The sequence below is a fragment of the Nocardiopsis deserti genome, assembly GCF_008638355.1.
Lineage (GTDB): Bacteria > Actinomycetota > Actinomycetes > Streptosporangiales > Streptosporangiaceae > Nocardiopsis > Nocardiopsis alborubida.
This window is the reverse complement of sequence record NZ_VWVS01000014.1, coordinates 155,860-182,441: the sequence shown is the minus strand read 5'-3', so window position 1 is coordinate 182,441 and position 26,582 is coordinate 155,860. Positions and strand designations below refer to the sequence as shown.

Genomic DNA, 26,582 nt, shown 5'->3' with positions numbered 1-26,582 from the left:
CGAGGGAATCGGCCCATTCCGGTCGGCATCACTCTCCTCCCAGTCCGGAAGGGTTCTCGCCTGAGGCTCGCTCGCGCCGAGCCATGCGATCGCGCACGGCCCACGAGCTCGTGAGCGCGCCCGCGACGACCGTCGTCAGGCACACGGCGGCGGCCACAAGCAACGCTCCCATCTGGAACTCCCCGTCCTCGATCAGGAAGAGAGCTACTCCACCGACGGCCATGGCGATTCCCGAGGCCGCCAACCAGGGAGCGGATCTGCGGTGGACCTCGTACCAGGCCTCGTCGCTGCCCGCGGTGAGGGCGGTCCGGATACCGAGATAGGGGTTGGGCCGCAACTTGCCCTTGGCGCCGGCGTAGGCGGCGACGAGGAGCAGGGCCGCAGTAGCGAGGACCACGATGGAGGTCCACACCAGCGCTCCCCCCTCCATCCGCTCGACGGCGACCGGAACGAGTTCCCCGGGCGTCCCGGGAAGGTTCCTGAGATTCACGTGTTGACTTTCCCTTCTGAAGTGACCGTGTACTCGCGGTTCTCCGCCTCTGAGGAGGTTTCCCCTTTCTCCGGACCCCGGGTCCTGGAAATCCGGTCGGATACCCAGCGGGGCAACGTGTCGCCGGGGCGCACCGTGTAGAGGACCAGCGCTCCGAACATGATGAGGGAAAAGCCCGGAAGCCCGACAGCCAAGGCGATCAGTCCGTGCAGGGTGACACCCGCCCCCAGAGCCACGTAACGCAGCCTGTGACCAGCGAACAGACAGCAGGCGATCAGGAACTCGACCAGCAGAGTCCCCCAAGTCACTGCCACGAGCACCGGGCCGATGGCCAGTAACGGTTCCAACAACCACTTCAGGTGGTCCGGAACTCCGAAGGGCGAGTACAGCGCCCAGTACCAGAATGATGTGCCGTCCCTCCAGGCAGGGACCACCAGTTTCCCGATACTGGCGTGGAAGTAGATGAAACACACCTGGATCCAGACGAGGGCCAGGGTCAGCGCATTGAGGACGCGAACGCCCGTTGACGTACCAGACGGCTCCGGTGCCTGCTGCCAGTGCCAACGCCTGGGGTCGGTCAGGCAGACAGGCAGCAGGAGAAGGGTGAGTACCGCGGCGACCTGGTCCCCGCCCTCCATCACGTTGCTGGACGAGTAGAAGGAGAAGGAGATCCACCAGTGGGGGACCGCGGTCAGACGTGGTGCGAGGCCGATGACGACCAGGGCGAGCACCAGGGCCGCACCCCAGCGGACGAGGTCCAGGTACTCGTAGGGGACGACGCAGAAGGCTCCGATGGTGTCCGCGGCCCCCGCGCAGACCCGTCCCTCCGGCCTGGCCTCGCTCGCATAGAACAGGTGTTCCACAGGTGTCGCGACCAGAGAACACAGGGTCCCCAGCGCGATGAGGCTCCGGGCCAGCCCGACGTACGGGCTGTGGGCGGAGAAGCGCAGGGCGTTTTCCACCCGGCGGTCCAGCCAGGCCGCGATCGGACGCGCCCGCTCACTGACTGACATCACAGGAACTGGCCTCTCTCGAAATCGTGACACTCCACGTCCACGACCGCGTAGTCACCCGGCATCTGCTCCACCAGATCGGCCCAGGCCCACGGCACCGGTTCCTGCCTGGTGACGGCAAGGACACCGCAGAACCTGAGGTCCTCGCCATAGGAATCGACCGATACGCCCGTCTCCGGAGACTCCGGCAGACAACGGGTGATCAGTTCCTCATCACACGCCGTCCACTCCTCCTCAGTGATCGCACCGGTGATGACGCCGATCTCGTAGCTCTCCGTACGAGCACTCCGGTCGAGTCCGAAAAGATGCTCACCCCCTGCCACGGTGGTGGAGTTGGCCTGTTCCCACCCTTGTCCGTGTCGTTGGTAAAGCGAGACGTACGGCCCACGCGGATCCTTCGTGAAGAACGCCCACCCCTGCGGCGCGAACTCGCCCAGCACATCCAGACCCTGGCTCTGACTCCTGTTCAACAGCGCTTGGGAGGGGGCGAAGACGAGGAAGACGGTGAGGATGACGAACCCCGTCACGACAATGCCCAGCAGGTACTGGCGGCGCGCTCTGTCCATGGCGCCCGTTCGGGCGGCGGAATCGCCGCCCGAACGGGACCGTCCTACCAGATGGGGACTCACGCCGCGAGCTGCCTCGTGAGTTCGGCGATCGCCTGCTCGTGCTCAAGCGGCACGGAGGTCCCCGCACCGATGTGCAGCCAGATGGCCTGGCTCACCGCGGCGGCGGTGGTGGCGACAGCGCTGTTCTGCGCCACGACGACGGACAGGGCCACGGCGGCCGCGACCGCGACGCAGACCGCGGCGAAACCACAGGGGGAGTCCGGAGTGACCTGGCCGTCGTCCCCAGCGATCTCCACCATGAGGTCGGTGCCACCCTCCAGGGCCTGCTCGACCTTGAGAGGGGAACCACTCGTCAGGCCTTCGGTGATGTCCTCGACCGCTTCGGGGTCGGTCTCAGTCATCAGGTCCACGGCCTCCTCGACCATGGTGTCGTACTCCTCCTGGCTGACCTCCTCCGGAAGCACAACACGCAGAACGCCTTCGGCAAGCGGTCCGGTGCCGAAGAACGCCGCGCTGATGACCGCCTCGGGAGAACTCGCCGACTCCGACGGAACCACCGTTTCCTGGGCGCTTGACACACCCGGAGTGGACAAGGTGACCGCAGCGGCCGTCAGAGCTGCGATGAATCTCTTCTTCACTGTTTGCCTTTCAGGGGAAATGGGGGAAAGCCCTCAATCATCAAGCCGAAGAAGGGGGCGAAACAAATATAGGTACCGAGTACCGATCGGACAATATGAAAATAGCTGAATCGTGCACGACTGAATACAGGGGGCATGACAAATGTCATGCCCCCTGTGCTTTGGATCTTTTCCCGCTACCGGTTGACAACCCTGAGTAAGGTCTGGGCATGCGGTAAGGCCGGGTCAGGACCGGAACAGGGCCAGGACAGCCGAGGCGATAACCCCCGATGTGTCGGAGGCAGATTCACCAGGCGCAGCGCCTTGAAGGCGGCCTTGGACAGGGAGTTGGTCCGTCCAGCGCTACCGTGTACACCACTGACAAGCTGGTTGCAGGCCTTCTTCTCCCGTCAGTTCACCTTGGGCGAGCTTCTTGACGGGGTGACGCATAGCGGGGCTGAGGTTCTCATAACCCAAGGGGGTGGAGGAGTTCGACCGGTGGGTGACGGCGAACGCCCGCGACCACGAGAGGGCAGAGAAACTGCGCGAGGACATCTCCTCAGCCGAGTCCGCGGCCGACACGGCATAGGCCCAATCCCCGCGTGCGCGGGGCTCACCAGTTGGGCACGGCCGCGATGGTTCCGGTCCGCGGTCCATCCCCGCGTGCGCGGGGCTCACGCGCTGCCTTGCGTCAGCAGCCGCGACAGTTCCGGTCCATCCCCGCGTGCGCGGGGCTCACGTAGGCGTTAGCAATCCAGGCGAGAGCCCACGCGGTCCATCCCCGCGTGCGCGGGGCTCACGCTTAACGACCTGCGGAAACACAGGCCGTTATCTCCTCGCAATCTATGCGGAGAGCTTGTTAAGGCACCTCCGACGCCCGTTCCGCGTCCATACTCACACAACCGGCGCCCAACTCCACCAACGCCCCAGCTAACGAAACTTCAGCGGCCGAGTAGCTCCTGGAAGAGCTTGCTCGTGGTGACACTGGGACGAGCGCGCATGGCCTTGAGTCGCTCGCTGAGCTCCTGGTGGACACGCTCAACCGCGTCCAACCGCCCCAAAACCGCCTGGGTTCGCATGATCTCCTGGTAGACGGCCTCGTTCAGGTCGTCGGACTCCCTCGCCCGCTCCAACCAGATCAGCCCCTGCTCTGGCTCGTCACTGGCTTTGGCAAGGCTGACAAAGCAGTCGGCAGCAGCCCGACGGTAGGCCTGGCGCTTCTCCTCGATCCACGGCAACTCCACCTCGGACAGCAGCTCGTGCGTGTACTCCGCAGCCGCGATCCGCAGGTGCGCCAGACGTTGACCAGCGTCCCGGGTCGCGCTCGCAGCCCTGAGCGCGGCGTCGAAGCACCACACGTCCACGTCAACGGCTTCGCGACGGATCCGGTACCGGCCCGAGGTAACCTCCAGGATCTCGGCCTCACCGTCCCCCAACGCCTCGCGGACCACGCGGCGCGCGTCGCTGGAGGCCGTGTTGCGCAGAGCCCGGGCCTTGTTCTCGGTGGAATCAGGGAACAACGCGTCGGTGAGCGCCTCAGTGCCCATCCCATCCGGATAGAGGGCGAGGAGGGCGAGCATACGACGCGTGGAACCACGCATGCGCGCCCCGACGTCAGCGTCGTCCAGCACGACCCTGGGTTGAGGTCCGAACAGGCACAGCCGCAGCCGCGGCTTCACCAACTCCTCCCCCTCCTCGAACAGCTCAGGTCCCTCCACGGCCGGGGAGCAGGAAGTGTCCTCCTCTTCCTCCTCCTCAGCTGCCGACAGCTCCTCGGCGTCAGTGTCCAGACACACCGAGAAAGCAGACGCGCCCATGTGGAACAGGCGAAGACCGTCGTACACGGTGGTCACGGCCCCGTCCGCGTCGGTGACCTCCACCGTGTCAAAGGCGTCGCAGCGGGCCGTGGGTGAGGGCCATCCTTCCCCCAGAACCAGGACAACGGTGCCGCTGTCGGTCGAACCCCTGGTCACCATGTCCAGCCGGTCACCAACCAGCCCCTCCTCGGGGGACTCCACCACGAGCAGCGTCCACGAGGGAGTGCCAGCGGCTTCCTCCTCCTCGTCCTCCAGACGCACGGCGCTGATGTAGGCCAGCTCGGTCTCGGTGATCGCTGACGCGGTGTCGGGGCACACCACCAGGCCGGGAACGTCCGCTTCTTCCGGCGCGCCTGCCCGCGCCAGGACGCCCTGGGTGGTGATGACCGTGGCGTGCTCGTCCGCCAGGGCGCGGCCGATGACGGAAGCGCACACTCCCTCCCCATGGGTTCCGGTCACGCTGAGCCCGTCGCGTGCGCTGACAGCCAGGTTGTCAGCGACCCTCAGATATCCCCCTGCCGAAACCAGCTCAGTACCGGCGCTCCGGCGGACCTCGACACCGGAAACCTCCCCGGGCTCAGGTGCGGCTGTCTCTCCGCCCGTCAGCGCATCGCCCGAGCTCCGACGGACTTCACGACGTCGAGGTGCGGTGAGCCGTCCGCCGATCGCTCCGGCGACCGCACCCGCAGCGGCTCCGACGAGCATGCTCGTACCGGAGAACCCTTCCCCTTGAACTTCGCCTGCCCCTTCACCGCCCATGGGCGCGCTGTCTGCCAAGTTGTCTGCCGCTTCGCTCCCCTGGCCCCGATCGCGCTCCTGCTCCTGCTCCTGCTCCCGCGGTTCCTGTTCCTGTTGCTCCGACTCCGACTCCGACTCCGACTCTGGTGACAGGCTCGGCTCCGGTTCGCTCTGTTCCGCCGAGCGGTCAGCAGCCGCACGGGGCTGTGTGGTCAGCGCGTACGTGATCTCCGCGCGCCGGTCAGCGGCCTGGCCCAGGTCGGGGTGGTTGCGCGGCTGTTCGGAACCCGCGCCTTCGGTCGTGATGGTCCACCCCTCCCCCAGCTGTTCGGTCAGGAAGGCGGCGACGGACTCGGCCCGGCGTTCGGACAGCGCGCGGTTGTACGCGTCGGGGCCGTTCGTGTCGGTGTGCCCGGTGACGGTGACCGCCTCTCCCGGGTCTCCGAAGAGCTGGAGGAGTTCGACGGTGGGCAGCAGTTCCTCCGTCATGGTGGGCGTGAGCTCGGCGGAGTCGGTCCCGAAGCCCGCCAGCATCCGGGTGCGCTCCAGCACGTGCGCCGGTTCCTCGCCGCTCGCGTCCTGTTCGCCGGTTGTCAGCGCACTGTCAGCCGGTGCCACCGAGGCGACGGCGGGCGCGGACACGGCGACGGAGGTTCCCGCGACCCCGGTCACCGCCAGACGCAGCAGTCCGACCCTGGGCACCTGCCCCCGCAGGAGAGCTGCCGCGTCCAGGAGCACCAGCCCGGTGAAGGTGCCCCACAGAACCCAGAGCAGCACGAGTGTCAGTGCCTGAAGAACCACCGTCGGCGGCGTCGCGCTGACCAGTGTCAGCCACAGGTGGTCCCAGGACATCCCGTCCAGCTGCGCGGGCCACTGCCAGCGCTGGAGCAGGACGGGCGGCGCGATCAGCAGGGCGAGTGTGGCCGCGCAGGCCAGGACCTTGTGAACCGGGTGGTGCATGTCGTCCCCTCTTCCAGCGTTGTCCCTCGGCGTCTCACGGGGTCGGGGTGTGCGCGGTCGCGCTGGCGCGGGAGGCGATCTCGACCTCTCCGAGGACCACGAGCACGGTCGGACGGTAGGTGGTCGTGACAGTGACCGTGACCTCGTCAGCGCTGACAACCACGTCCACGCCCACGGCCGTGTTCGTGCCCGCGTCCGCTCCTGCACCCGCGAGCCGAGCGTGGTCCCGGGCCGCACTGCGCGCCTCGTCGCGGTCGAGGGCGAGGGTGCCCGTGCGCAACAGGTCAGCGTCCAGGTGTTGGGCTCCGGCCCGGGCGGCCTCGTGGGCGAGGGTGGTGGTCAGGGTCTTGGCGCGGAGCATCTGGGCGCCGTCGTGGACCAGCCCGAGGCAGGCCAGGAGGGTCGCGGCGATGGCGACGACGAACGCGCTCGGGCTGCCTCCGCCCATCAGGGCTCCCGCTCTCGGTGGACGTCCAGGACGGAGACGGCGGATCCGGTGACGGTGCGCCGCTCGCTGACCTCCAGAACGCGCAGGTCGTCGCGGTGCACGGTGCACTCGACCTCGGCCCGCATCGCGCGCAGGTTCCCTTCCGTGGTCGGCCGCAACCGCACGGCGGGTTCCTGGCAGGCGCGCCCCCAGCCGCCCACGCTCTCGGCGACGGCCTGCTCAGCGGCGTTTCGGGCCTCGTTTCGGTCGGTGTGCAGGGAGGCGGAGCGCGCGGCGGCGTGGGCGAGGGCGTCGGCTGCCAGCGCCGCGGTGTAGTTGCGGCCGGTCAGGGCCAGCAGGAGCAGGAAGGCCAGCACGACGGGAATGATGAGGACCAGTTCGACCGACGCACTCCCCCGGTCCCGCTCCCGCTTCCGGCTTCGTTCCCGGTCCTGCTCCCGCTTCAGGTCCCCGGCCCGGTCCTGTTCCCGCTTCAGGTCCCCGGCCCGGTCCTGCTCCCGCCTTGGATTCCGGTCCCGAATCCGCTCATGAGGCGCTGTCACCGGGCCGCTCCGTCGACGTGCTCCGTGGGTCCGGACAGGGTCGTGCTGACGGATGGATCCCATCCGGGGACCAGGCTGATCGCGGTGCCGTCCACCCTGGTGCTGGTGGTGGCATCACCCCGCTGTACCCGGACGCTGACGTTCCGCAGGATGGTGCCGCCCAGGTCCTCGGCCAGGGCGTTCCCCCGCGCTCGTCCCTCTCCGGCGCTGCTGCCGAAGGCCCGTGCTGCCGCGAGTGCCTCGGTGGCCACGGCCTGGGCCCGGTGGTGGGCGTGCGCCCAGAGCCCGTACTGCAGGATGCCCAGCAGCATCACGAACATCAGCGGAATGACGAACAGAGTGTCCGCGCCGCCTTTGTCGTCCCGGCCGCCCCGGCCATCCCTGCGGTTCCAGACGTCCCGGTGGCCTAACCCGCCCCTACTGCCCCACCCCAGCCCGCGCTTCACGGTATGACCCCCAGGTCGACGGACTGGGCGCTCTCGATGATCCTCGGGGTGAGGATGCCGCCGACCGCCGTGGCGATGCCGATGGCGACGACGAGCATGAGCACGTACTCGGTGGTGGTCGATCCCCGGTCCGCGGCGGTGCCGTGACGGCGCGTGCCGAGGACGAGTGCGGTGAGGGCGCGGCGCAGGGCCTGGCGCATGTGGTTGCCCCTTTTCTCGGTGGCCGGTGCCTGTCAGCCGGTGGTGAGCGGCTGACGTGCGGTGGTTGGTGACCTGCGCCCGCTGACAGCGGACAGCGAACGGCTGATGCGTCTCGGATGTCGGGTCTCGGGTCAGAACCCGTTGGTCACGTGCGTGACGGCGGGGTAGCCCATGAGCAGCAGGAAGCCGAGCACCAGCAGCATGACCGGCAGGGTCATCCGCTCGGTGGCCTCGTGAGCCTGCGCTTCCAGGGCAGCGAGGCGGTGGGTGCGCAGGGCGGCGGCCTTGGCGCGGACCGAGGCGCGCACCCGGGCGCCGTCGGTTCCGGCGATGCGGATGGAGGAGGCGAGTTCGTCCAGTTCGCGCACGCCGGTCCGCTCCGCGAGGTCGGACAGGGCGTCCCAGGGCGGGCGGGTGCGCAGGTTCGCCTCGTGCAGGCAGCGCCGGATCAGGTCGAAGGCCGGTCCGCTCCCGCGCCGGGTGGCGGCGGTGAGCGCTCCGGTGACCCCCGATCCTCCGGCCAGGGCGACTCCGACGAGATCGGCGATGATCGAGGTGACAGCCCCCAGCCGCGCTCGACTCTGGGCCGCCCTGTGGCGGAGCACGAGCGCGGGCGCGACCAGGCACAACCCCAAGAGGGACGTGCTGAGTCCCAGCGCGGCGGAAAGCGGCATCGGCGACGCGGGCGGCACGGCGGTGGCCAGCAGGGACAGGAACAGGGTGGCTCCGGCGAACGCGGACACGGTCATCTCGGCGCGGTGGCGGTCGGTGTCGATGCCGCACACGGCCAGGTCGCGCCTGGTGCGGGGCCCGGGCCAGCCGAACCGGGCCAGCACTCCCCCTCCTGCCCGCGCCATGTTCGCAGCGGCGCCCACGACCCCGGCTCCTCCTGCCCTCTTTCTCTCCCCCACCCGCCCCCATGCGCGTTCCCCTTCCCGCCCCTGAATCCCGTCCTGTTCCAGGTCCGGCGGCGGCAGGAGGTCGGCCAGGCCGGGGCGGCTCAGCACCCGCGCCGTCCACCACAGTCCGGCTCCCACCACGGCCCCGCCCAGGGCCGCCGCGAACACGCTCATATGCGTTCCTCCTGCTCGTGGGCCGACAGCACGCGTTCGGTGCGCGGCGGGTCGGACAGGTGCGTCAGCCACCACAGAGCCCCCGCCCACACGGTGCCAACTAGGGCGAGCACGAGTTGGCCGGTGGTCGAGCCGAGCGGGGCGAAGTAGGGGCCGTTGAGGGCGGCCATGCCGACCACCATGGCCAGGGAGGCTGCGGTGATGATGCGGACCGAGGTGCGGGTGCGTGCCCGGGAGGTGGAGGTGCGCACGAGCATGGACGCGCGGTCGCGCGCTGCCTCGGCCAGGCTTCCCAGGAGGGTACCCAGGTCGGCGGCGTGCCGGTGGGCGGCCATGGACAGCGCGGCGGCCACCAGGTCGGCGGTCTCGTTGTCGACGCGGTGGGCGAAGGCGGTGAGGGCGTCCTCCAGGTCGTTGCCCGCGGTCAGGTCCGCGGCCAGGCCCTGCACGTCGACGCGCACGGCCTCGGGTGCGATGGCCCAGGAGGTCCAGATGGCCTGTCGGAGCCCGGAGGAGGCGGTGATGAGGTCGCGCAGCTGTTCGGTCCAGCCCGCGACGGCCTCGATGCGGGCGATCTCTGCGGCGGTGGCCCGGTCGGGTCCCAGAACGGTGGGCAGCCACCAGGCGGCAGCGGCGGCTAGGACCGCGGCGACGGGCCAGCCGGTGACGCCCCAGGCGAGCGTGCCCGCACCGGCAGCGGCGGCCGCCCTGAACACGGTGTCGCGGCGCACGCTGACCCGCGAGCGCAGGATGGTGGGGGCTGCGCTGAGCGCGGGCCAGAGCAGCACCAGGCCCAGGCCGACCGCGGCGCCGCCCAGACTGGCGGCCAGGACCGTGGTCACCGCGCGTCCTCGAACAGGCTGGCCGGGTCGAAGCCGACGCGGACGAGCTTGCGGGTGTACTGCGGGCTCGGCGGGGTGGTGAACCCGCCGTGTTCGCGGGCGTAGACCTCGTTGGTCACCACCCGGGGCCCGTCGACGCCGACGATCTCTCGGATGCTGCTGACGCGTCCTCCGCCGTGCTCGTCGGTGTCGATGTGCACGGCCAGGTGGACGGCGGAGGAGATGAGGACGCCGCTCTCCTCCAGGGTCAGGCGTTCGCTGGCCTGGTTGGCGTAGGTGGCGAGCTTGGTGAGGATCTGCTCCGAGGAGGAGGCGTGCACGGTGGCCATGGAACCGTCGGTGCCCATGGTCATGGCGTGCAGGAGCGCGACGGTCTCCTGTCCGCGGGTCTCGCCGACGATGACCCGGTCCGGGGACATGCGCAGCGCGTGGCGGACCAGGTCGGCCAGGGTGATCTCCCCGGCGCCCTCGGTGTTGGGTGGCCTGCCCTGGAGGGCGAGGCAGTTGAGGTCCTCGTCGGCGTCCAGCCTGAGCTCGAAGGCGTCCTCGACGGTGATGACGCGTTCGGCGGGCGGGATGTGGCGGGCCAGGGCGCGCAGCAGCGTGGTCTTGCCCGACCCGGTGGCGCCGCCGATGACGAGGTTGAGCCGGGCGCGCACGGCCGCGGTGAGCAGGGAGCGCACGGAGCGGGTGAGCATGCCCGAGGTGGTGAGGTCGGCGAGGGTGAGTTCGCGTTCGGGGTGGCGGCGGATGGTGACGGCCGGGCGCCGGGAGACGCCCATGACGGCGGAGAGGCGGGCGCCGCCGGTCAGCTCCATGCTCAGCAGGGGCGCGGAGGCGTCGAAGCGCCGCTCTCCGCCGGGGGCCTGTCCCGCCAGGCGCCGGACCAGGGCGACGAGTTCCTCGTCGGTGGAGGTGACGGGGGCGCGTTCCTCGCGGCGGCCGTCGCCGAGGTCGACCCAGACGCGGGTGCCGTTGATGTGGATGTCGCGCACGCCCGGTTCGGCGAGCAGGAGTTCGAGGGGGCCGAGTCCGCAGACCTGGGCCAGGGTGCGGGCGCGGACCCATTCCTCCTCGGGCCCGGTCAGGGCGCGGGCGGCTCCGGTGAGGGCGCGGCAGGCGTACTCCTCCAGCAGGGCCGCGAGCATCGCGTCCGCGCGCTCACGCTGGGTCCGATGGCCGTCCCGTACCGGGGTGTCCGCTTCCTGACGGACCAGGGAGTCGGTGACGCGGTCGGCCAGCCTGTCGGCGATCTCGGTCAGGTGCGGTGCGACGCGGTGACCGCTCAGGGCGGCGGTGCGGGAGGTGTCGGAGGTGCTCACGCGGCGAACGCCTCCTCGAAACGGCGCAGGGTCGCGGCGGCGTCCACCACGTCGTCGACCCGTTCGGCCAGGCCGCGGGCGGCGGCCAGCAGCGGCATCCACTCGACGCCGTCGGGGTTGTGGCGGGTGTGCGACCACGCGGCCACCCGCTCGCGGAGGCCCCGCGGGCGGGAGTCCTCTCCGCGCAGGAACGCCGCGCCGGTCGGGTCGTGCGGCAGCTGGGCCCACACCCGGCAACCGGTCTGGGCGGTGATCTCGCCGCTGGAGAAACGGGAGCCGTGTACCGCCAGGCCGACCTCGGCACCCTTGCTGGCCAGGCCTTCCAGGACGTCGCGGCAGCGCGAGACGCGGTGGATCTGCGCGGCGTCGTCGCCCGCGACGGTCAGCACCACGGCGTCGGACAGGGTGAGCAGGTGCGCGCCCGCGCTCCCCGGGGCCACCCGGCCCAGGTCCAGGACGGTCAGCCCGCCCCGCAGGACGCGGGCGCGGTGCGCGAGCGCGGTCACCACGGCGGAGGCCTCGTGCGCCGTGGTCGGCGCGGCCAGGGCCCGCAGCCCTCCGGGGAGCTCGGCGGCGTGCGCCAGCAGGGCGCGCCGGGCCCCCTGCTCCCCGTCCGGGTTCGGGTCGGAGGCGGCTCGGACCGACGCCGCGAGCGAGACCAGCCCGGGGCGGCCGACGAGTCGGTGCCACACGGCCAGGTCGCCGCCGCTGGCGTCGGCCTCCACCAGTACCGGAACGGTGAGCGGGCCCGTGGGCCACACCGCCGCCAAGGCGGTCGCCAGGGTCGTGACCCCCGGAGCTCCCGAGAACGAACACACAGCGATGATCATGCTCTCCCCCTTCTTCCTGCTTCGTCGTCCTACGGCTCGGCCATGAGCACCAGGCGCGTGCCCGGCTCGTCCACGGCTCGGGCCACCCCGGCCACGTCGTCGTCCACCACCAAAAGCTCCACGACCCGCGCGTCCGCCGAGGCCTCCTCGTTCCCCAGCGAGTGCAGGCGGGCGGGGAAGGGGTCGCCCTCCCCGGCGACCACCAACAGCAGCGCGCCCTTGCCCGCGGAGTCCGGGAGCATCCCCGGAGCGGTCTCCACCGCGACCACCGCCTGTCCCGGCGCGGGCCAGGAGGAGGTGTCGGCGATCATCGGACCGGTGAGCACGGTTCCGGCCGAGATCGGTGCCGCCGCCCGACCGCGCAGGGCCTCGGGGACCGTGACCAGGTCCAGCTCCTCCACTCCGAGGGCGGGCACGACCCGCAGGTCGGCGATGTCGAGGTCGTCACCGGCCTCCACATCGTTGACGGCGACCAGGACCGTCGCGGGCTCCTCCTCGTGGGTGGCGGCCCATGCGGCGACGACGCCGCCCAAGGCCATGGCGGCGATCCCGGCGAAGGGCCGCTTCCAGCCGCGGCGGCGAACCGCGGACAGCCGGGATTTCCTCGTCTTCCGGTCGCCTGAGTGGGGTTTGGTCAACGTCGTCACGCCCTGTGCTCCCGTCCCTGGTGCGTTGAGGTCCCTGATGCGTCGAGGCCCCTGGTGTTCAGCCGTCGGTGACCAGGGCGTGGACCTCGCGCACGCGGACGCTGTCGGAGGCGCCGGTCGTCAACGGGTCGAGGGTGCCTCCACCGCCAGCGCTGGTGGTCCACTCCACCGTCCAGGACACCGTGACGGTGACCGGGAAGCGGTTGTCGGGCTGGTTGCGGGACGTGCGGGTGTAGACGTGGCCGCAGTCGGGTGAGGGGGTCTCGGCGTCGTGGTGCGCGGGGTCGAAGGCGGTCCCGGGTCCGTCGCAGTAGAACACCGTTCCGTCGCCCATGTCCCAGCGGAGCTGCTGCGGCACGGCGGTCACGGTGACCGAACCCGCGGAGACGGAGGCGGTCGCGCTGACCGGTTCCCAGTCGGCGCCGTCCACCCACAGCCATACCGGGAAGTGCACGACCGAGTCCTCGGTGGGCGAGGAGGCCAGGGTGGGCGAGGGCAGGCTCATGGAGGCCCGTGCCTGCTCGGCGGCCTGGCGCGGACTGACGGTTTCCCCGCCGCTGCCTGGGCCGGACCTGGTTGAGGCGACGCAGGTCCAGCCCGGTTCCGCCTGGTCCATCTCCACGCACGGGGTGTCGGCGGAGAGCACGACCGTTCCGCCGCCGTCGGGCCGGGGCGCGCCGCCCGACGAGCCGCCGCTGTGCTGCCCGGATCCGGCGAAGGCAGAGCAGCCAGACGCTTCGCAGGAGGCGTTGCCCTTGAAGTCGATCTCGCTCGGCGGAGGAAGCATTGGAGACACGACGGTCACGGCAGGAAGGACGGCAGCGGCGAGGATTGTCGTCGAAATCAGCACGAGTCGTCTCCCCACACCTGTAGCTGAACCACCCGCCAGGAGAAAACGTCGCGGTTCACCCTGGCGTCCACGCGTACGTTGTCGGACCTTGGCTCGGCCTCTCCGACGACCTTCCAGTCACCCGCTCCTTGGCAGTCCCTGATCACGATCGACCTCGGTTCGTCTGTGGGCTCAGCAGAGACCACCTCAGGAGCGGGAACCGGCTCGCCCTCCATGCCGTAACCGGCTTCGGCCACTCCCTGGACGCCCCGCTGCGCCAGTTCGAGCGCCTGGCCGACGGCGTACTGCTCCAGGTCCGGATGGTTCGGGTCCTTTTCAGCGGAGGCAAGAACGATCGCGTCCCAGAACCTCAGGTAGGTGTCGACGGCCTCTTCTTCCGGGGACTTCTCCGAAGCTTCCGTTTCAGACGGAATGGTTGCGGATTGAACGACCGGTTCGGTGGCATCATCCGCTTCAGCAGTGCATCCGGCAAGGAGCATCACGCCTGACAGGAACAGCAAGGATCCACGCACCACAGAGCGCTCCCTGGAGTGATTTATGCGTCACTCTCCGTGACAAGAGAGAACGTAGCCGCTTGCTTGACCTGCACACAAGTGGTTTCGGACGACTCATCGGAGAAAAACTGTCGTTAAGCTCACGCCTATCCGATGTCCAACTCGTCTACCTGCGGAAACACTCTTCAGGTGGCCAGCGCCACCAGCAAAACGGCTTCCATGCGCAACAGTGGGCGGCGCCCGGGACAGGCGCCGCCCACGGCGGTCAGGGAACAGAGCTTGGTCAGCTACTCAGAACGAACCTCGGCAGTCCGGCAGGGAGCTCACCGGGAGAGACCGGGAAGGTTGCCCAGACCCCGATGCCCAGGCGGGCGCTGCCAGGACCCACCGGGTAGTGTCCCCACGCCTGGGCGAGGGAGTCGACGAGCATCAGGCCGCGCTGCCCCTCGGCCAGCAACCACTCGTCGGCCGACCGGTCGTGCGGGATACGAGGAAGACCGGTGCCGCCTCCTGCGTCCACCACGGCCAGCCACAGTGTGTGTTCGTCCAGGAGGGCGAGGGCGCGCAGGAACTCCTGGCCCTCGGGTGCGTACTTGACGGCGTTGGCGGCCAGTTCGGCCGCGCACAGCAACACAGTGTCCACCAGGTCGGGATCGAACCCTGCCAGATCAGCGCGCAGGTCGGCGCGGACCTGACGGGCCTGGACCAGGTCCGAGGGGTAGGCGCGATGCTCCCACCAGGTCGACGCCCGCCGGGGCGGGGACGGAACCGGTTCCGGAGCCGAGACAGGAGTGAGCGTCTTCGTCATGGTGCTCACCCGACCCTGTCGAGGTAGACGCGGATGACGGCGGCCAGGTCCGCGAAGTCGTCGGCCTGCTCCTTCACGGGTTCGGCCAGCAGGTCACCGACCGGGATTCGCGGGAACGGCGGCATGTAGGGGCGGACCAGCGTGCCCGTGTCGGGATCGAGTGTGGAAGGGACAGCCTCGTTTCCGGAACGAGGGCGGGGTACCTGTGTGTGGCGGTCGCTCTGACCATGGGAGAAGGCCTGGGCCGTCCTCGTGCGCCCCACCTGGCCACTGGGGAAGTCCGGCGGCTCGTGGACGGGGCCTCGCTTGGCGGGTGCAGGTGTGGGTGGCAGTTCCCGGCGTCGGGACGGCGGCGTGATCGCGGTCCGCTCCGGCCTGGGACGTCGGTGGTGTTCGGGCATGAACACGTAGGCCAAGGCGATGGCCAGCACGGCGACGGTCAGAGCCCACGCGCGCCCGGCCAGGCTTTGGCGGGGCCTGCGGTGTCGCCCGGTAGGGTGTTCCACGGTCTTCCTCCTGCTGCATTCAGGTGGTTGATCGCGCCCCGGTCCGGTGTTGGAGCACCGGTCGGGGCACCTTGTTTTCTGTTGTGTGTGCGGGTGTCATTGGCCCCGGATAGGGCTGCGCTTCCCGCTCACGGCCGAAGGGATCGAAGTTCGCGCTCGGTGGCGCGGATAGCCGCGTCCAGCAGCTGCGGTGTGGCCGCGCTCAGCGGCGGAACACGATGCGGGCCGAGGTGGAAGGCGAAGAAGCGGCGCGAAGCCGGTCCCCACAGCACCCACCAGCGTTCGTGGAGTTGTTCCAGCAGGCGGGCGGCCTCGTACTGGGCGGCGCCCTGACTTCGGTTCCACGCCACTCGGCGCCCCTCAAGCCTCGACGGTGTCGGGCACGGGTGCGTAGGGGTCGATGTGCGCCCACACGGTCAGGGATGTGCCGGGCTCACCGTTCCAGCCCCACTCCACGGACAGCCGGTCCACCAGGCGCAGCCCTCGTCCGCACGCCGCCAGAGCATCGACCTCAGGTGACAGGCGCGGGAGACAAGTAAGCTGGCCCGGCTGCGGGCCGTCGTCAGTGACTGCGATACGTACGAGTTGCCTGGGCAGAGGCTCCATCTCCACCCGGACGCGCCCACCCATCCGACCCGAGGCCGAGTGGACCAGCGCATTGGTCACCAGCTCGCTGGCCACCACTTCCACGCGCAGGGCTCGCAGCGGGTCCACGAACACCCCATTACGGCACCACGCGCGCATCTGTCGGACCTGCGAGGGCAGCGACCCGAAGATCGCTGTCCGCACCCCCCGCCTTCCGTTGGACACCCGTCGGGGCAGGTCCTCTGCACGGGCTGCTGATCCATCGTCATCCCACGGTGTCCGTTGCCGCGGTATGTCAAAGCTGCTCATCGTGACCTTCCGAGAGAAGGGATGGACTGGCGACGGGCACGGTGGATGCTGACTCAACAGAACCGCCCCGGCGCGAACATCCAGTTCGAGTGGCGTCTCACTCACCCGGGCTCTCCAGGCGACGCCCCTCGCCGACTGCGAGTGTTCAGTCCGACATCCGTCACGGAAGGCGACGACCTGAACGCTCACTGATCCCATAATGCATTCTGGGAACTTTCCTGGCAAGTGCCAGGAACAACCTGGGCATGTCCAGGAAGCCCTAAGACTTAGGGTGAGTGGGTGTGCCAACCGGTCATCGGAGCCGCGAGAACGGAATGAGGGGAACGACGTGGAAGCTCAGCGCAGCCCGGCAGCAGCACGCCGCAAGCTCGGCGCCCACCTGCGTAAACTGCGCTCGGACGGAAAGCTGACCGGCGCTCGGGTCGCCTCGAACATCGGTTGCGCGCCTTCTACGATCAGCAAGTTCGAGGGCGGCAGCCTCGTCCCTGACCCCGAGCAGCTCGACAAGCTCCTGGACCTGTTCCACGTGGAGGAGAGCGGCGAGAGGGAGTCACTGCACCGGCTCCTGGACGACGCTTCCGAAGCCGGTTGGTGGGAGGCCTACGACGAGGTCCTACCTCCCAGGTTCGACACCTATATCGGTCTCGAACTCGACGCTGTGTCCGTGAACGCCTACGAGACCACTCTCGTTCACGGCCTACTGGAGACCCGGGAGTACGCGAGCGCGGTCCTGCACGGAGCCACCTTCGGCAAACCTCCGGAGGACATCGACCTCCTGGTCGACGTCCGGATGCGCCGCAAGGAACTCTTCGACCGTGAACCACCTCTGCGCCTGTCGGTGGTGATGGAGGAAGCAGCTCTCATGAGGCCGATCGGTGGAACCGAGGTGATGCGCGAGCAGATCCAGCACCTGATCAAGGAACAGGCGAAACCCCACATCAGCCTCCAGGTACTCCCCTTCTCCCTGGGTGCGCACGTCGGCCTGAACGGGAACGTCGCCCTCCTGGAGTTCCAGGACCAGCCCCCGGTCGCCCACGCGGAGGGCAGCACGGGCAACAGCTTCCTGCTCAAACCACGCGAAGTACGCCGTTGTAAGCTCCTGCTGAAGCGGCTGGAAGAGATCGCGCTGAGTCCCGAAGACACCACGAATTACCTCTCCAAAACCCTCAAGGAGCTGAAGTGAGTCGCCCCTCCCAGGAAGACCAGGTTCTGCCTACGGCATGGGTGAAGTCGAGTCTCAGCACCAACCCTCAAGGGTGTGTCCAGGTCCGGGTCCCGTACGCGGGCGTGATCGAGATCGGTGACACCAAGAACCCCGCCGGGCCCACGCTCACCGTCCCCCACGCCGACTGGGAGTACTTCCTCGACCAGGTCGCGACAGGCGGAACCACCGTCTTCAGACGCCTGCACGCCACGTTCCTTCCCGACGGCGGCTTCACCCTCACCGACACCGGAGTCCCCGTCTCCCCCGCCCTGACCTACACCAAGGCAGAATGGGACGCCTTCCACGCGGGCGCCCTGGCCGGTGAGCTGAAGGGCGAGCACCCGCGCGGCGTCCTCGTCTCCGTATAGACAGCGCCAGCCACTCCGCTACCAAGGTGAGCCCAGACTCATCTCCGCGTGCGCGGGGCTCACGCTTAACGACCTGCGAAAACGCGGGGCGTTATCTCCACGAGACCTACTGGCCAGTTAAAAAGCGGCCAACCTCGGCCATCCCTCAAAAACCCCACGAAAAGCCCCACCCCAACGCTAACTGCATCTCACACCATGCTCTCATGACCGTTGAAGCCCCCCAGGACGATCGCCGATCCCCCGATCCCACCGAGGACCCGACCCACATCGACCTCGCCCTCTGGACCAAAGAACGCCACCGCCGCAACCCTCATCCTGTGGGACGTGATGCTCTCCAGCGGACTGCAGTGATAAATCACCGCGGACCTGGGAACGGAAGAACACCACACCCGCACGCTAGCGGACCAGTTCACGCAGGCGAGTTTCGTCGCAACCTGGTGGAGACAGCAAAAGACCAGGGCGACGACTGTCCCAAAGTGTTGGCCACCGACAGGAACTCAATCGTCGTTCAGGGCGATCTGGTGACGAGTGTGACCAGCCCCGAGGGAGAGATCCTCGTCGAGACCCCCCGAACTGTGCGGGAGGAGGCCGCCCGTGCGCTTGGAAGGTGACGCCTGGCGCGAGTTCTTCGACGCCTTCAGTGACTACGCGTTCCGGTTGGAGACCCTGCCGGTCTATGGGGTCACCTCCGAGGACGAGGAGTTCAAACGCTTCCTAGCTGACGAGCCACGACCGGACGAGGAACTGGCGGACTCCCCATGGCTACACAGAGTGCGGAGGTTCAGGTCCTCCGGACGCCGCGTGGAGCGTGTTCACGTGGTGACACCGCCGCTGTCGGACTACCTGCGCTACGAGATGGAGTGGGGATACGACTTCAACATCGTGGCGGGCGAGGATGTGCGGATCATCGAGACGGAGACGCCTTCGGATCTGCCGTTCGCTGCGCATGAGGACTTCTGGCTCTTCGATGACACGCATGTCGTCCTCATGCGGTACGAGGACGACGGAACGCAGATCGACCGAGTTCTCCTCGAAGACGCGAATGTCTCGGAGTACATCTCCCGCAAGGACACCGCGCTTCGGTTGGGGACTCCCTACAAGCATTACAGGGCACGACTGAACACCTAGTGCTGGAACCAGAGAGCGTCGACGGGCGCCGCGGAGAACTGTCCGAGGCGCTTCGTCGCGTGCGCAAGAGGACAGCGCATGACCGCCCGCACAACCCGGTTTTATTCCCAGGCAGGAATATCCAGCCAGAGATTGACCGGACCCACTGGCCTCTCTACTGTAAATTCCGTTTCGACCCTTTCGGAAAGGGCCATGCCATGAAGTTCAAGAAGCTCTCCGGCGACTGCAACCGGGATGACTGCCCGGGAATCTACTCCACCGACAACGGGACCGTCGTCGTGCAGGGCGCACTCCTGACCGACACCACCGGCCTCACCCCCTCTCCCGGAGAGGCCGCGGTCGAGATCCCCACGCACCTGATCGAGGAGGCCGCCCGTGCGCTTGGAAGGTGACGCCTGGCGGGAGTTCTTCGACTCCTTCCAGCACGAGGCGTTCCGGCTGGAGACCCTGCCCAGCTACACGGTGCCCGAGGAGGAAGAGGAACTACGCCGGTTCCTGGCCGGGCAGACCCGCCCGGCCGAGGAGCTGCACACCGACAGCTACCTGCTCCGCGTGCGCAACCACGTCGAGTCCGGACGCCGGATCCGACGGGTCCACACCCTGACCAGCCCTCTCGGCGACCACCTGCGATTCCAGTTCGAGTGGGGGTACGCCTTCAGCGTCCAGGCCGGTGAAGAGGTCAACATCCTCGACTTCGCCACCACCCCCGACCCCGGCCTGCCCCGCCAGGACTTCTGGCTCTTCGACAACGCCCATGTGGTGCTCATGCACTACGCTGCCGACGGAACCCAGAGAGGCCGGGAACTCCTGGAGGGGGCCGACCCCGCCCCCTACGTCTCCTACAAGAACCTGGCCCTGGAACACGCCGTCCCCTTCACCGAGTACTACAAGGCCGACTGATTGACGCTTGAGCCCGACCGTGCCCAACAGCCGCGCAGCGAGCTGGCAGAGGCCCTTCGCAGCCTCCGCCGCGCCTCGGGGCTGACCGGCGCGCGGCTCGCCGTCCGCAGCGGGATGAGCCAGGCCAAGGTCAGCAAGATCGAGAACGGCCGCGTGCTGCCCTCTGCGCTGGACGTCGAGCGCATCCTGCGTGCGCTCGACGTTCCGCCCGGACAGGAGGAGGCCGCGCGCCTACTGGAGCTGGCCCGTGTGGCCAACACCGACTACCAGGGCTTTCGCACCGCGCTCCAGCGCGGACTCGGGGAGACGCAGCGGGACCTGGCCGCAATCGAGGCCTCGGCGTCCACCATCCGCTTCTTCCTGCCCTGCATGATCACCGGGCTTCTGCAGACCCCGGACTACGCGCGCCAGACCCTCTCCCACACGCTGGTGAACCGCGGTGCGAGCTGGAAGACGGCGCTCGCTCGGCGCCTGGAGCGCCAGACAGTGCTCTACGACGAGGGCAAGCGCTTCGTGTTCGTCCTGACCGAGGCCGCCCTGCGCTGGCCGCTGTGCCGTCCGGAGGCGATGGCGGTGCAGATGGACCGGATCGCCTCGCTCAGCGAACTGCCCAGCGTGGACATCCGCGTCGTGCCCGCCGATCCCCCCGTGCCCAGCGGTCCCCTCAACGGGTTCACCGTCTACGACGACCGCCTGGTGACCGTCGAGGTGTTCACGGGCAAGCTCGCCCTGCGCGACCCGAAGGATATCTCCTACAGCATGGAGATATTCGCCTTCTTCCACGAACACGCACTCGAAGGCGAAAAGACCAGGCCATTCCTGCGCGGCCTCGCCCAGGAATACCGCAACTGGACATAACCGGCACCACTAAGGATGAATTTATTCCCTGGCGGGAAACACCTTCACCTGTCTTGTGCGGGTCCCTAATCTGAGCTGTGCTCACAGGCCCCCATGAGAAAGGAAAGACCTGTGCAGAACACGCAGGACAACCCCAGCCCGGAATCTCCCTTCGCCCTCGACATCCGACTGATCGAGAACAGCGACTCCCTGGCCCAGCTGATCAACCTCACCGACGACGGCTGCGGAACCAGCTGCCCCACCACGTGCGTCACCAGCACCTCGGCCTGAACGACGCTTTCCCGGCTCCGCCGGATCCTTGATCCGTTCATCGCCGCCATCACCCACAGGAGAGTTCATGCACCTGACCGAGCCCGTCAGCACCGAACCGTCCGAGCCGCTGACCCTGGACCTTCGCCTCATCGCGTCCGTCCCCTCCACACAGCCGTTTCCCGCCAGTGACGACGGCTGCGGCTCCAGCTGCCCGGACGCGTGCGTCAGCACCGCGAACTGATCCGCACGGTCGGCACCGGCCCGGAACCGGTGCCGACCAGCGCTCCTGGGAGGAGGGGAGATGGCTTCCGGCGAGGAGCAGTACGTGGGTTGGCGTGTGGTCGGCCGACCGTTGGTGCGGGCGAGCCTGCTCGACGACCTGCCGACGGACGGTGTACCGGACCTGAGCAGCAGTGATCCGCGTCCGTGGCTGGAGTGGCTGCACCGCGCGCGGAAGCACCTGGGTCTGACCGAAGCGATCCGGCACGCCTCGCCCGACCTGGCGGCCGGTGTGGAAGCTCTGCTCGACCAGGATCCGACCGTGGTGAAGGTGCGCCGGGTGCGGAAGGTGACCGCTGCCGTCCTGCGGTATGTGCTGCGGGCCCACAGCCGCGCCACTCCCTTCGGGCTGTTCGCCGGCGTGGCCGCCGCGACCTTCTCCGAACGCTCACAGGTGGTGTGGGATGGCGCCCACCGGAAGGTGGTCTCTCTGGGCGGGGCATGGGTGGCCGAGACCGTCAGCGCGCTGGAGGACCTCCCTGCGGTGCGTGAGCACCTACTGGTCGTCGCCAACAACACCGCCATCGAAGAGCGCGGACACCTCGTCGTGCCCCAGTACGCGCGTCCCGACCCGGGTGCGTCCGGGTCGGACACGGAGCAGGTCGAGATCCGTATCAGCAGCGCCGTACACCTGGTCCTGGAAGCAGCACGCCAACCCGTGCCGTGGCCGGTACTCCGTGCCAAACTGGCCGCTGAGTACCCCGATGAGTCTGCCGTGAGCACCGACGCCATGCTCGCCCGATTGGTCCAAGTGCGGGCACTGCTCACCTCTCTCGCCCCGGCGTTCACCGAGACCAATCCCCTTGGCTGCCTCGTCTCTTCCCTCGCCCAGAGCAACGGCTGCGCTCTGCCCGAAGTCCGACCGGTGGTGTCGCTTCTCCATGGGGCGCACACGGCAGTGGAGGAGCACAACCGCAGTGGTAGGTCCAGCACTCTGGGGAAGGCCGACGAGGCGGTCGCGCGCGTGTCCCGGGTCCAGTCGTTGGGGGTGGACGTGCGGGTGGACGCCGACCTGGCCCTGCCCGTGGCGGTGGCGCGCGCGGCGGAGCAGGCCGCGCACATGCTGACCGTCTTGTCCCCTTACCCGGACGGGCTGCCCGCATGGCGCACGTACCGGGAGCGGTTCGCCGACCGGTACGGCGACGCGCTCGTGCCCGTCCGTGAAGTCGTGCACCCCCAGACGGGGCTGGGCTTCCCTTACGGATACGCCACCGCTGACGCCGAAGGCCGCGCCGAGCCCCTCACCAGTCGCGACCGTTGGCTGCTGGAGCAGGCCCAGACCGCCGCTCTGGACGGGCGGTGGGAGATCACCGCAGACGCGCTCCTGGACGCTCTGGCCGCCCGACACTTCGCGCCGCCTCCTGGAAACACGGAACTGAACCTGCGCGTGGAGTCGCCCTCACAAGCCGCGCTGGACAGCGGCCGGTTCCGCGTCGCGGTGCTGGGCGCCTCCCGCAGCGCGGCCACCATGGCGGGACGCTTCGCCGCCCTGGCCGGTCTTCGGAACGACCTGCGCGAAGCCGTCTCACACACCACCTCCACCGGGGCGGTTCCGGTGCAGTTGTCGTTCCCACCGCTGCGAGCCCGCAGCGCCCATCTGGTCCGCTCGGGGAGGCTTCTCGACCACGTCGTCAGCGTGGGTGAATGCCCCGGTCCAGGGCCAGGGCAGCTGGGCGTGGACGATCTCGCGGTCGGGTGCGATGACGACGGTCTCTTCCTGTTCTCACACTCCCTGGCGCGCAGGGTCGAGCCTGTCGTGCCGCACGCGCTGAACCTGCGCTACGCCCCGCCGCTGGCCCGGTTCCTGGCCGAACTCCCCCGTGCCGGACGCGCGGTGGTCCTCGGGTTCGACTGGGGCGTGGCCTCCTCGATGCCGTTCCTGCCCCGTGTGCGCTCGGGCAACGTGGTCCTGGCCAACGCCCGGTGGCGTGTCAGGGCCGCCGACCTGCCCCCGCGTACCGCGCCGTGGCCGCGGTGGCGGCAGGCGTGGGCACTCTGGGCTGAGCGCCGCAACCTGCCCGGCGTGGTGAACCTGGGCAAGGGCGACCAGCGGCTGCGGCTGAACCTTGACGAACCGGCGCACCTGTTCCTGCTGCGCGCCCAGATGGACAAGGAAGGCGGCACGGTTCTCACCGAGGCTCCCGATCCACGCTCGTCCGGATGGTGCGAGGGGCGGCCGACCGAGGTTCTCGTTCAGCTCTGCCGGAAGGAGGCCGCGTGAACACCACGCTCACCGAAGCGACGGAGATAGCGGGGCTGGTGGCCGACCGCCTGGCCACACCCGAGCAGGGGCGTGCTCTGGCCGGAGAGCGGTGGTGGCCCCAGTCGCTGGCACACGGTGCGGTCGGGGTGGCGCTGTTGCACATCGAACGCGCGCGCACCGGCCACGGGCCGTGGGAACGTGTCCAGCGGTGGCTGGAGTGTGCAGTCGCCGAGGGCGTGGACTCCTCCCCCAGCACGCACCTTGTACTACGGCGCGCCTGCGGTGGCGTTCGTCCTGCACCGGGCGGCGACGGTCCACCTGGGGTATGAGCGTGAGCTTGCCCGGCTAGACAGGGCCGTGGAACGGATCGTGCTCTCCCGGCTGGAACAAGCGCACGCGCGGATGGACGCCGGTGAGCTTGCGCTGCTTTCGGAGTTCGACACCATCCGGGGCCTAACTGGGCTGGGAGCCCTGCTCCTGGCCCGCGACCCGCAGGGCCCGCTCTTTCAGGGTCTGCTGGCCGCTCTGGTGCGGTTGACCGAGCCCGTCACCGTCCACGGCCGTAGCCTTCCCGGCTGGTGGAGTCCGGTCGGTCCAGGAGGAAGGGTCGATGCTGCTTTCCCTGGTGGACACGCCAACACCGGCATGGCCCACGGCATCGCCGGTCCCCTGACACTCCTGGCAGCCGCCCTGCGGCGCGGAATCGAGGTGGACGGACACGTGGAAGCCATCGAGCGCATCCTGGCCTGGCTCGACACCTGGGAACAGACGTCTCCGTCCGGGGCGTGGTGGCCGTACTGGGTCACCCGCGCCCAGTTCGACGGGGCGTGCACTCTGGTCGGCCCGCAGCAGCCCTCGTGGTGCTACGGCGCCGCCGGTGTGGCCCGGGCGCAGTTGCTCGCCGCCGATGCGCTCGGGGACCAGCGGCGCTACGCCGGGGCGCAGAGCACTCTCGCCCGCGTCTTCACCGACACTTCCACGTCACCGACTGCACCGGACTTCTCGCTGTGCCACGGCCGTGCCGGTCTGGCAGTGCTCGCCCACGCCACCGCGCTGGGCAACGCCTCCGAGCTGTACGCCGCGCTCTCGGACGGCAATGCCGCCGTGGTGGCAGATGATCTGGTCGCCAGGGTTGGGATCGGCCTGCTGGAAGGCGCGGCGGGCATCGCCACCACTCTGCACACACTGCACAACCCCACCCCCGTCCTGGGGTGGGCCGCCTTCCTCCTCCTCGACCACCAGGAGCACCACACTGATGGGTAACGAGCAACCGCAAATCCTCATCCAGTGGGCCGACTGGACCGCTGCCGAGCACTGGGCTGTGCACAGCCTGGGCCCGGCGCTCGAACAAGCACGCGAGGAAGGGCTCGTCCCGACATGGTGGTTCGTGCGCAAGAAGCCCCACTGGCGGCTGCGCTACACCGGAGACCGTCCGGCCCGGCAGTTTCTGGACACCGAACTGGAGCGGCTCCACCGTGAGGGAGCCGTGGCCCGGTGGGTGCACGGTGTCTATGAGCCCGAGACCGGGGTTTTTGGCGGAGCGGCGGGGATGGCGTTGGCCCACACCGCGTTCTGCGAGGACAGCCGCCACATTCTCGCCTACCTGGCACGCCGCAGTGCGGCCTCGGATACTGAGCTGGGCCGTCGCGAGCTCGCCCTCCTGCTCGGCAGTGCCTTCCTGCGCGGTGCCCGGTTGGACTGGTTCGAGCAGGCCGACGTCTGGGCCAAGGTCGCCGCCCTACGTGCCCTTCCCGAGCCCTTCCGTGCGGAAGAGGAGCTGCTTTCCTCCGCGCGCACCCTGATGGCCCTCAACCCGCGCTCCCTTACCTCTTCGTGGTCGCTGCGCCACACCAGCAGCTGGGTGCAGGTGTTCACCGCGGCCGGAGCCGCCCTGGCCGACCTCGCCGCCCAAGGCAGGTTGAACCGGGGCCTGCGCGCGGTGTGTGCCCACCACCTGATCTTCGCCTTCAACCGGTGGGGCCTGCCCTACCGGGACCAGCACATCCTGTCCACCACCGCCAGAGAGGCCGCCATGACCGACACCACCCACCGCGCCACATCCGCGTCCGCCGAGGCCCTGCGCGATGGGCTCATCCGGCATCTACGGGAGAACGGTGTCCTCACCACCCCGGCGGTGGAAGGAGCGTTCCGCGCGGTACCGCGCCATGCCTTCGTTCCCAACGCCACCCTGGAGGAGGCCTACACCAACGCCCCCGTGCACATCAAGCACGACGACAACGGCGCCTCCATCAGCTGCGGCTCTCAACCCGGAGTCGTCGCGACCATGCTGGAACAGGCCGCCCTAGAACCGGGCATGCGCGTACTGGAACTGGGAGCGGGCACCGGATACAACGCCGCCCTCATCGGCCACATGGTCGGGCCGACCGGGACGGTCACCACCATCGACGTCGACCAGGACCTCGTCGAGGGCGCGCGTGCCCGACTGAAGGAGAACGGCGCCACCAACGTCACCGTGGTCCTGAGCGACGGCGCGCTCGGCCACCCCGACGAAGCCGCGTTCGACCGGATCATCGCCACGGTGGGCTGCCACGACGTGCCCCGCGCCTGGGTGGACCAGCTCGCCCCCGGCGGCAGGCTTATCGCCCCGGTGCGCATCGCCGGAGACGTCTCCCGCTCCATCGTCTTCGAAGCCCGCGGCGACCACTGGGCGTCCATAGGCAGCCAGCTGTGCACGTTCATGCCCCTGCGCGGCGGAGGTGTCGGCGACGACCCGCGCCGCATCCTGGCCCTGGACGCCGACGGGACGGTCCTGCTCCAGACCAACCAGGACCAGAGCATCACACCCGAGCAGGTGGACCACGTGCTCGCCGAGCCCTCCGCCACCACCTGGACGGGGGTGGACTTCGGCAAGGGCCAGCCCCTGGACCCGATGTGGCTGTGGCTGGCCACCCGCCTGGACAACCGCGTCTCGCGCATGCCGGTCCAGCCCCGAGCCGTGGTCGGCGGCCTGGTCTCCCCCGGGCTGCCCTGGGGGGATATGGCCAGCGTCCCCGCGGGCGAGCGGGGATTGGCGTATCTGACGATGCGCCCGGTGCAAGGCCAGCAGGGCCGCCACGAGGTCGGCGTCATCGGACACACCCCCGCCGGACAGAAGCTGGCCGAGCAGATGACCGAACACATCCGGGCCTGGGAACCCCACCGCGCCGAGGAACTCTCCTTCGCCCTGCACTACAACCCCGTCCCGGAACCCTCCACCGCCACTCGGCGGGTGCTGGCGCGGGCCCACTCCACACTGGTGGTCTCCTGGGGCGAGCCCGCATGA

The 26,582-nt window shown here is 69.2% G+C and carries 32 protein-coding genes; 12 read left to right on the top strand and 20 right to left on the bottom strand.

The genetic code is table 11. The features are described from left to right. Nucleotides 1-28: 28 nt before the first annotated feature. From FYW99_RS19345 to FYW99_RS19250, 20 genes are all read right to left on the bottom strand, one after another. Entirely contained in the window at nucleotides 29-490 is a 462-nt protein-coding gene (locus FYW99_RS19345; protein ID WP_150253426.1) for an SdpI family protein, read from the bottom strand. Beyond that, nucleotides 487-1,503: a sporulation-delaying protein SdpB family protein gene (locus FYW99_RS19340; protein WP_150253425.1), complete on the bottom strand. Its 1,017-nt coding sequence runs from the start codon at nucleotides 1,501-1,503 to the stop codon at nucleotides 487-489. The genes FYW99_RS19345 and FYW99_RS19340 overlap by 4 nt, the downstream gene beginning before the upstream one ends. Continuing rightward, nucleotides 1,503-2,069: an SdpA family antimicrobial peptide system protein gene (locus tag FYW99_RS19335; protein WP_150253424.1), complete on the bottom strand. Its 567-nt coding sequence runs from the start codon at nucleotides 2,067-2,069 to the stop codon at nucleotides 1,503-1,505. Before FYW99_RS19335 ends, FYW99_RS19340 begins: the two co-directional genes overlap by 1 nt. A gap of 59 nt (nucleotides 2,070-2,128) precedes the next feature. Further along, nucleotides 2,129-2,650 carry a hypothetical protein gene (locus FYW99_RS19330; RefSeq protein ID WP_150253423.1) on the bottom strand — a complete coding sequence of 174 codons (522 nt, stop codon included), beginning with the start codon at nucleotides 2,648-2,650 and terminating at the stop codon, nucleotides 2,129-2,131. Nucleotides 2,651-3,630: 980 nt separating this feature from the next. Further along, complete coding sequence (locus tag FYW99_RS19325) at nucleotides 3,631-6,204, bottom strand: OmpA family protein (RefSeq protein WP_150253422.1); 2,574 nt, start codon at nucleotides 6,202-6,204, stop codon at nucleotides 3,631-3,633. A 34-nt stretch (nucleotides 6,205-6,238) separates the two neighbouring features. Beyond that, on the bottom strand, nucleotides 6,239-6,652 hold the full coding sequence (locus FYW99_RS19320) for a hypothetical protein (RefSeq protein ID WP_150253421.1): 414 nt from the start codon (nucleotides 6,650-6,652) through the stop codon (nucleotides 6,239-6,241). Beyond that, nucleotides 6,652-7,194: a TadE/TadG family type IV pilus assembly protein gene (locus FYW99_RS19315; RefSeq protein ID WP_223839239.1), complete on the bottom strand. Its 543-nt coding sequence runs from the start codon at nucleotides 7,192-7,194 to the stop codon at nucleotides 6,652-6,654. The genes FYW99_RS19320 and FYW99_RS19315 overlap by 1 nt, the downstream gene beginning before the upstream one ends. Beyond that, entirely contained in the window at nucleotides 7,191-7,532 is a 342-nt protein-coding gene (locus FYW99_RS19310; RefSeq protein WP_263364081.1) for a TadE family protein, read from the bottom strand. Before FYW99_RS19310 ends, FYW99_RS19315 begins: the two co-directional genes overlap by 4 nt. A 104-nt stretch (nucleotides 7,533-7,636) precedes the next feature. Continuing rightward, nucleotides 7,637-7,840 carry a hypothetical protein gene (locus FYW99_RS19305; RefSeq protein ID WP_150253419.1) on the bottom strand — a complete coding sequence of 68 codons (204 nt, stop codon included), beginning with the start codon at nucleotides 7,838-7,840 and terminating at the stop codon, nucleotides 7,637-7,639. A 132-nt stretch (nucleotides 7,841-7,972) separates the two neighbouring features. Further along, complete coding sequence (locus FYW99_RS19300; protein WP_150253418.1) at nucleotides 7,973-8,914, bottom strand: type II secretion system F family protein; 942 nt, start codon at nucleotides 8,912-8,914, stop codon at nucleotides 7,973-7,975. Further along, a complete protein-coding gene (locus FYW99_RS19295; RefSeq protein ID WP_150253417.1) occupies nucleotides 8,911-9,756 on the bottom strand; it encodes a type II secretion system F family protein in 846 nt (281 codons plus the stop codon). Before FYW99_RS19295 ends, FYW99_RS19300 begins: the two co-directional genes overlap by 4 nt. Next, nucleotides 9,753-11,078 (bottom strand): CpaF family protein, encoded by a 1,326-nt coding sequence (locus FYW99_RS19290; RefSeq protein WP_150253416.1) that lies wholly within the window; start codon nucleotides 11,076-11,078, stop codon nucleotides 9,753-9,755. Before FYW99_RS19290 ends, FYW99_RS19295 begins: the two co-directional genes overlap by 4 nt. Then, a complete protein-coding gene (locus tag FYW99_RS19285) occupies nucleotides 11,075-11,908 on the bottom strand; it encodes a hypothetical protein (protein ID WP_150253415.1) in 834 nt (277 codons plus the stop codon). Before FYW99_RS19285 ends, FYW99_RS19290 begins: the two co-directional genes overlap by 4 nt. 29 nt (nucleotides 11,909-11,937) lie before the next feature. Then, nucleotides 11,938-12,555 (bottom strand): SAF domain-containing protein, encoded by a 618-nt coding sequence (locus FYW99_RS19280; RefSeq protein WP_150253414.1) that lies wholly within the window; start codon nucleotides 12,553-12,555, stop codon nucleotides 11,938-11,940. A gap of 58 nt (nucleotides 12,556-12,613) precedes the next feature. After that, entirely contained in the window at nucleotides 12,614-13,342 is a 729-nt protein-coding gene (locus FYW99_RS19275) for a hypothetical protein (protein ID WP_223839271.1), read from the bottom strand. Between the two features lie 56 nt (nucleotides 13,343-13,398). Next, nucleotides 13,399-13,920, bottom strand: a complete 522-nt coding sequence (locus tag FYW99_RS19270; protein ID WP_223839237.1) for a hypothetical protein — start codon at nucleotides 13,918-13,920, stop codon at nucleotides 13,399-13,401. A 262-nt stretch (nucleotides 13,921-14,182) separates the two neighbouring features. Then, on the bottom strand, nucleotides 14,183-14,707 hold the full coding sequence (locus FYW99_RS19265) for an ATP-binding protein (RefSeq protein WP_150253413.1): 525 nt from the start codon (nucleotides 14,705-14,707) through the stop codon (nucleotides 14,183-14,185). Between the two features lie 5 nt (nucleotides 14,708-14,712). Then, a complete protein-coding gene (locus FYW99_RS19260) occupies nucleotides 14,713-15,213 on the bottom strand; it encodes a hypothetical protein (protein WP_150253412.1) in 501 nt (166 codons plus the stop codon). Nucleotides 15,214-15,341: 128 nt separating this feature from the next. Next, entirely contained in the window at nucleotides 15,342-15,563 is a 222-nt protein-coding gene (locus FYW99_RS19255; protein ID WP_150253411.1) for a hypothetical protein, read from the bottom strand. Between the two features lie 10 nt (nucleotides 15,564-15,573). Next, entirely contained in the window at nucleotides 15,574-16,002 is a 429-nt protein-coding gene (locus FYW99_RS19250) for an ATP-binding protein (protein WP_150253410.1), read from the bottom strand. A 433-nt stretch (nucleotides 16,003-16,435) separates the two neighbouring features. Between FYW99_RS19250 and FYW99_RS19245 the strand changes: the two genes are divergently transcribed. The 12 genes from FYW99_RS19245 to fxlM all read left to right on the top strand — a co-directional run bounded on the left by FYW99_RS19245 (nucleotide 16,436) and on the right by fxlM (nucleotide 26,582). After that, nucleotides 16,436-17,290, top strand: a complete 855-nt coding sequence (locus FYW99_RS19245) for a helix-turn-helix domain-containing protein (RefSeq protein ID WP_190394723.1) — start codon at nucleotides 16,436-16,438, stop codon at nucleotides 17,288-17,290. After that, complete coding sequence (locus tag FYW99_RS19240; protein WP_223839235.1) at nucleotides 17,287-17,679, top strand: DUF397 domain-containing protein; 393 nt, start codon at nucleotides 17,287-17,289, stop codon at nucleotides 17,677-17,679. The genes FYW99_RS19245 and FYW99_RS19240 overlap by 4 nt, the downstream gene beginning before the upstream one ends. Nucleotides 17,680-18,273: 594 nt before the next feature. Further along, complete coding sequence (locus FYW99_RS19230) at nucleotides 18,274-18,807, top strand: DUF6879 family protein (RefSeq protein WP_150253407.1); 534 nt, start codon at nucleotides 18,274-18,276, stop codon at nucleotides 18,805-18,807. Nucleotides 18,808-19,004: 197 nt separating this feature from the next. Continuing rightward, entirely contained in the window at nucleotides 19,005-19,199 is a 195-nt protein-coding gene (locus FYW99_RS19225) for a hypothetical protein (protein ID WP_150253406.1), read from the top strand. Continuing rightward, nucleotides 19,183-19,707 (top strand): DUF6879 family protein, encoded by a 525-nt coding sequence (locus FYW99_RS19220; protein WP_150253405.1) that lies wholly within the window; start codon nucleotides 19,183-19,185, stop codon nucleotides 19,705-19,707. The genes FYW99_RS19225 and FYW99_RS19220 overlap by 17 nt, the downstream gene beginning before the upstream one ends. Continuing rightward, a complete protein-coding gene (locus tag FYW99_RS19215; RefSeq protein WP_150253404.1) occupies nucleotides 19,708-20,565 on the top strand; it encodes a helix-turn-helix domain-containing protein in 858 nt (285 codons plus the stop codon). Nucleotides 20,566-20,676: 111 nt separating this feature from the next. Continuing rightward, on the top strand, nucleotides 20,677-20,835 hold the full coding sequence (locus FYW99_RS19210) for an FxLD family lanthipeptide (protein WP_150253403.1): 159 nt from the start codon (nucleotides 20,677-20,679) through the stop codon (nucleotides 20,833-20,835). A gap of 67 nt (nucleotides 20,836-20,902) precedes the next feature. Continuing rightward, on the top strand, nucleotides 20,903-21,058 hold the full coding sequence (locus FYW99_RS19205) for an FxLD family lanthipeptide (protein ID WP_150253402.1): 156 nt from the start codon (nucleotides 20,903-20,905) through the stop codon (nucleotides 21,056-21,058). 60 nt (nucleotides 21,059-21,118) lie between these two features. Then, nucleotides 21,119-23,317 carry a lantibiotic dehydratase family protein gene (locus FYW99_RS19200; protein ID WP_150253401.1) on the top strand — a complete coding sequence of 733 codons (2,199 nt, stop codon included), beginning with the start codon at nucleotides 21,119-21,121 and terminating at the stop codon, nucleotides 23,315-23,317. Continuing rightward, nucleotides 23,314-23,628: a hypothetical protein gene (locus tag FYW99_RS32435; RefSeq protein WP_223839286.1), complete on the top strand. Its 315-nt coding sequence runs from the start codon at nucleotides 23,314-23,316 to the stop codon at nucleotides 23,626-23,628. Before FYW99_RS19200 ends, FYW99_RS32435 begins: the two co-directional genes overlap by 4 nt. Further along, the gene (locus FYW99_RS19195; RefSeq protein WP_223839233.1) at nucleotides 23,519-24,562 is read left to right on the top strand and encodes a lanthionine synthetase C family protein; all 1,044 of its coding nucleotides are present in this window, start codon (nucleotides 23,519-23,521) and stop codon (nucleotides 24,560-24,562) included. Before FYW99_RS32435 ends, FYW99_RS19195 begins: the two co-directional genes overlap by 110 nt. Next, complete coding sequence (gene fxlM, locus FYW99_RS19190) at nucleotides 24,555-26,582, top strand: methyltransferase, FxLD system (RefSeq protein WP_150253400.1); 2,028 nt, start codon at nucleotides 24,555-24,557, stop codon at nucleotides 26,580-26,582. The genes FYW99_RS19195 and fxlM overlap by 8 nt, the downstream gene beginning before the upstream one ends.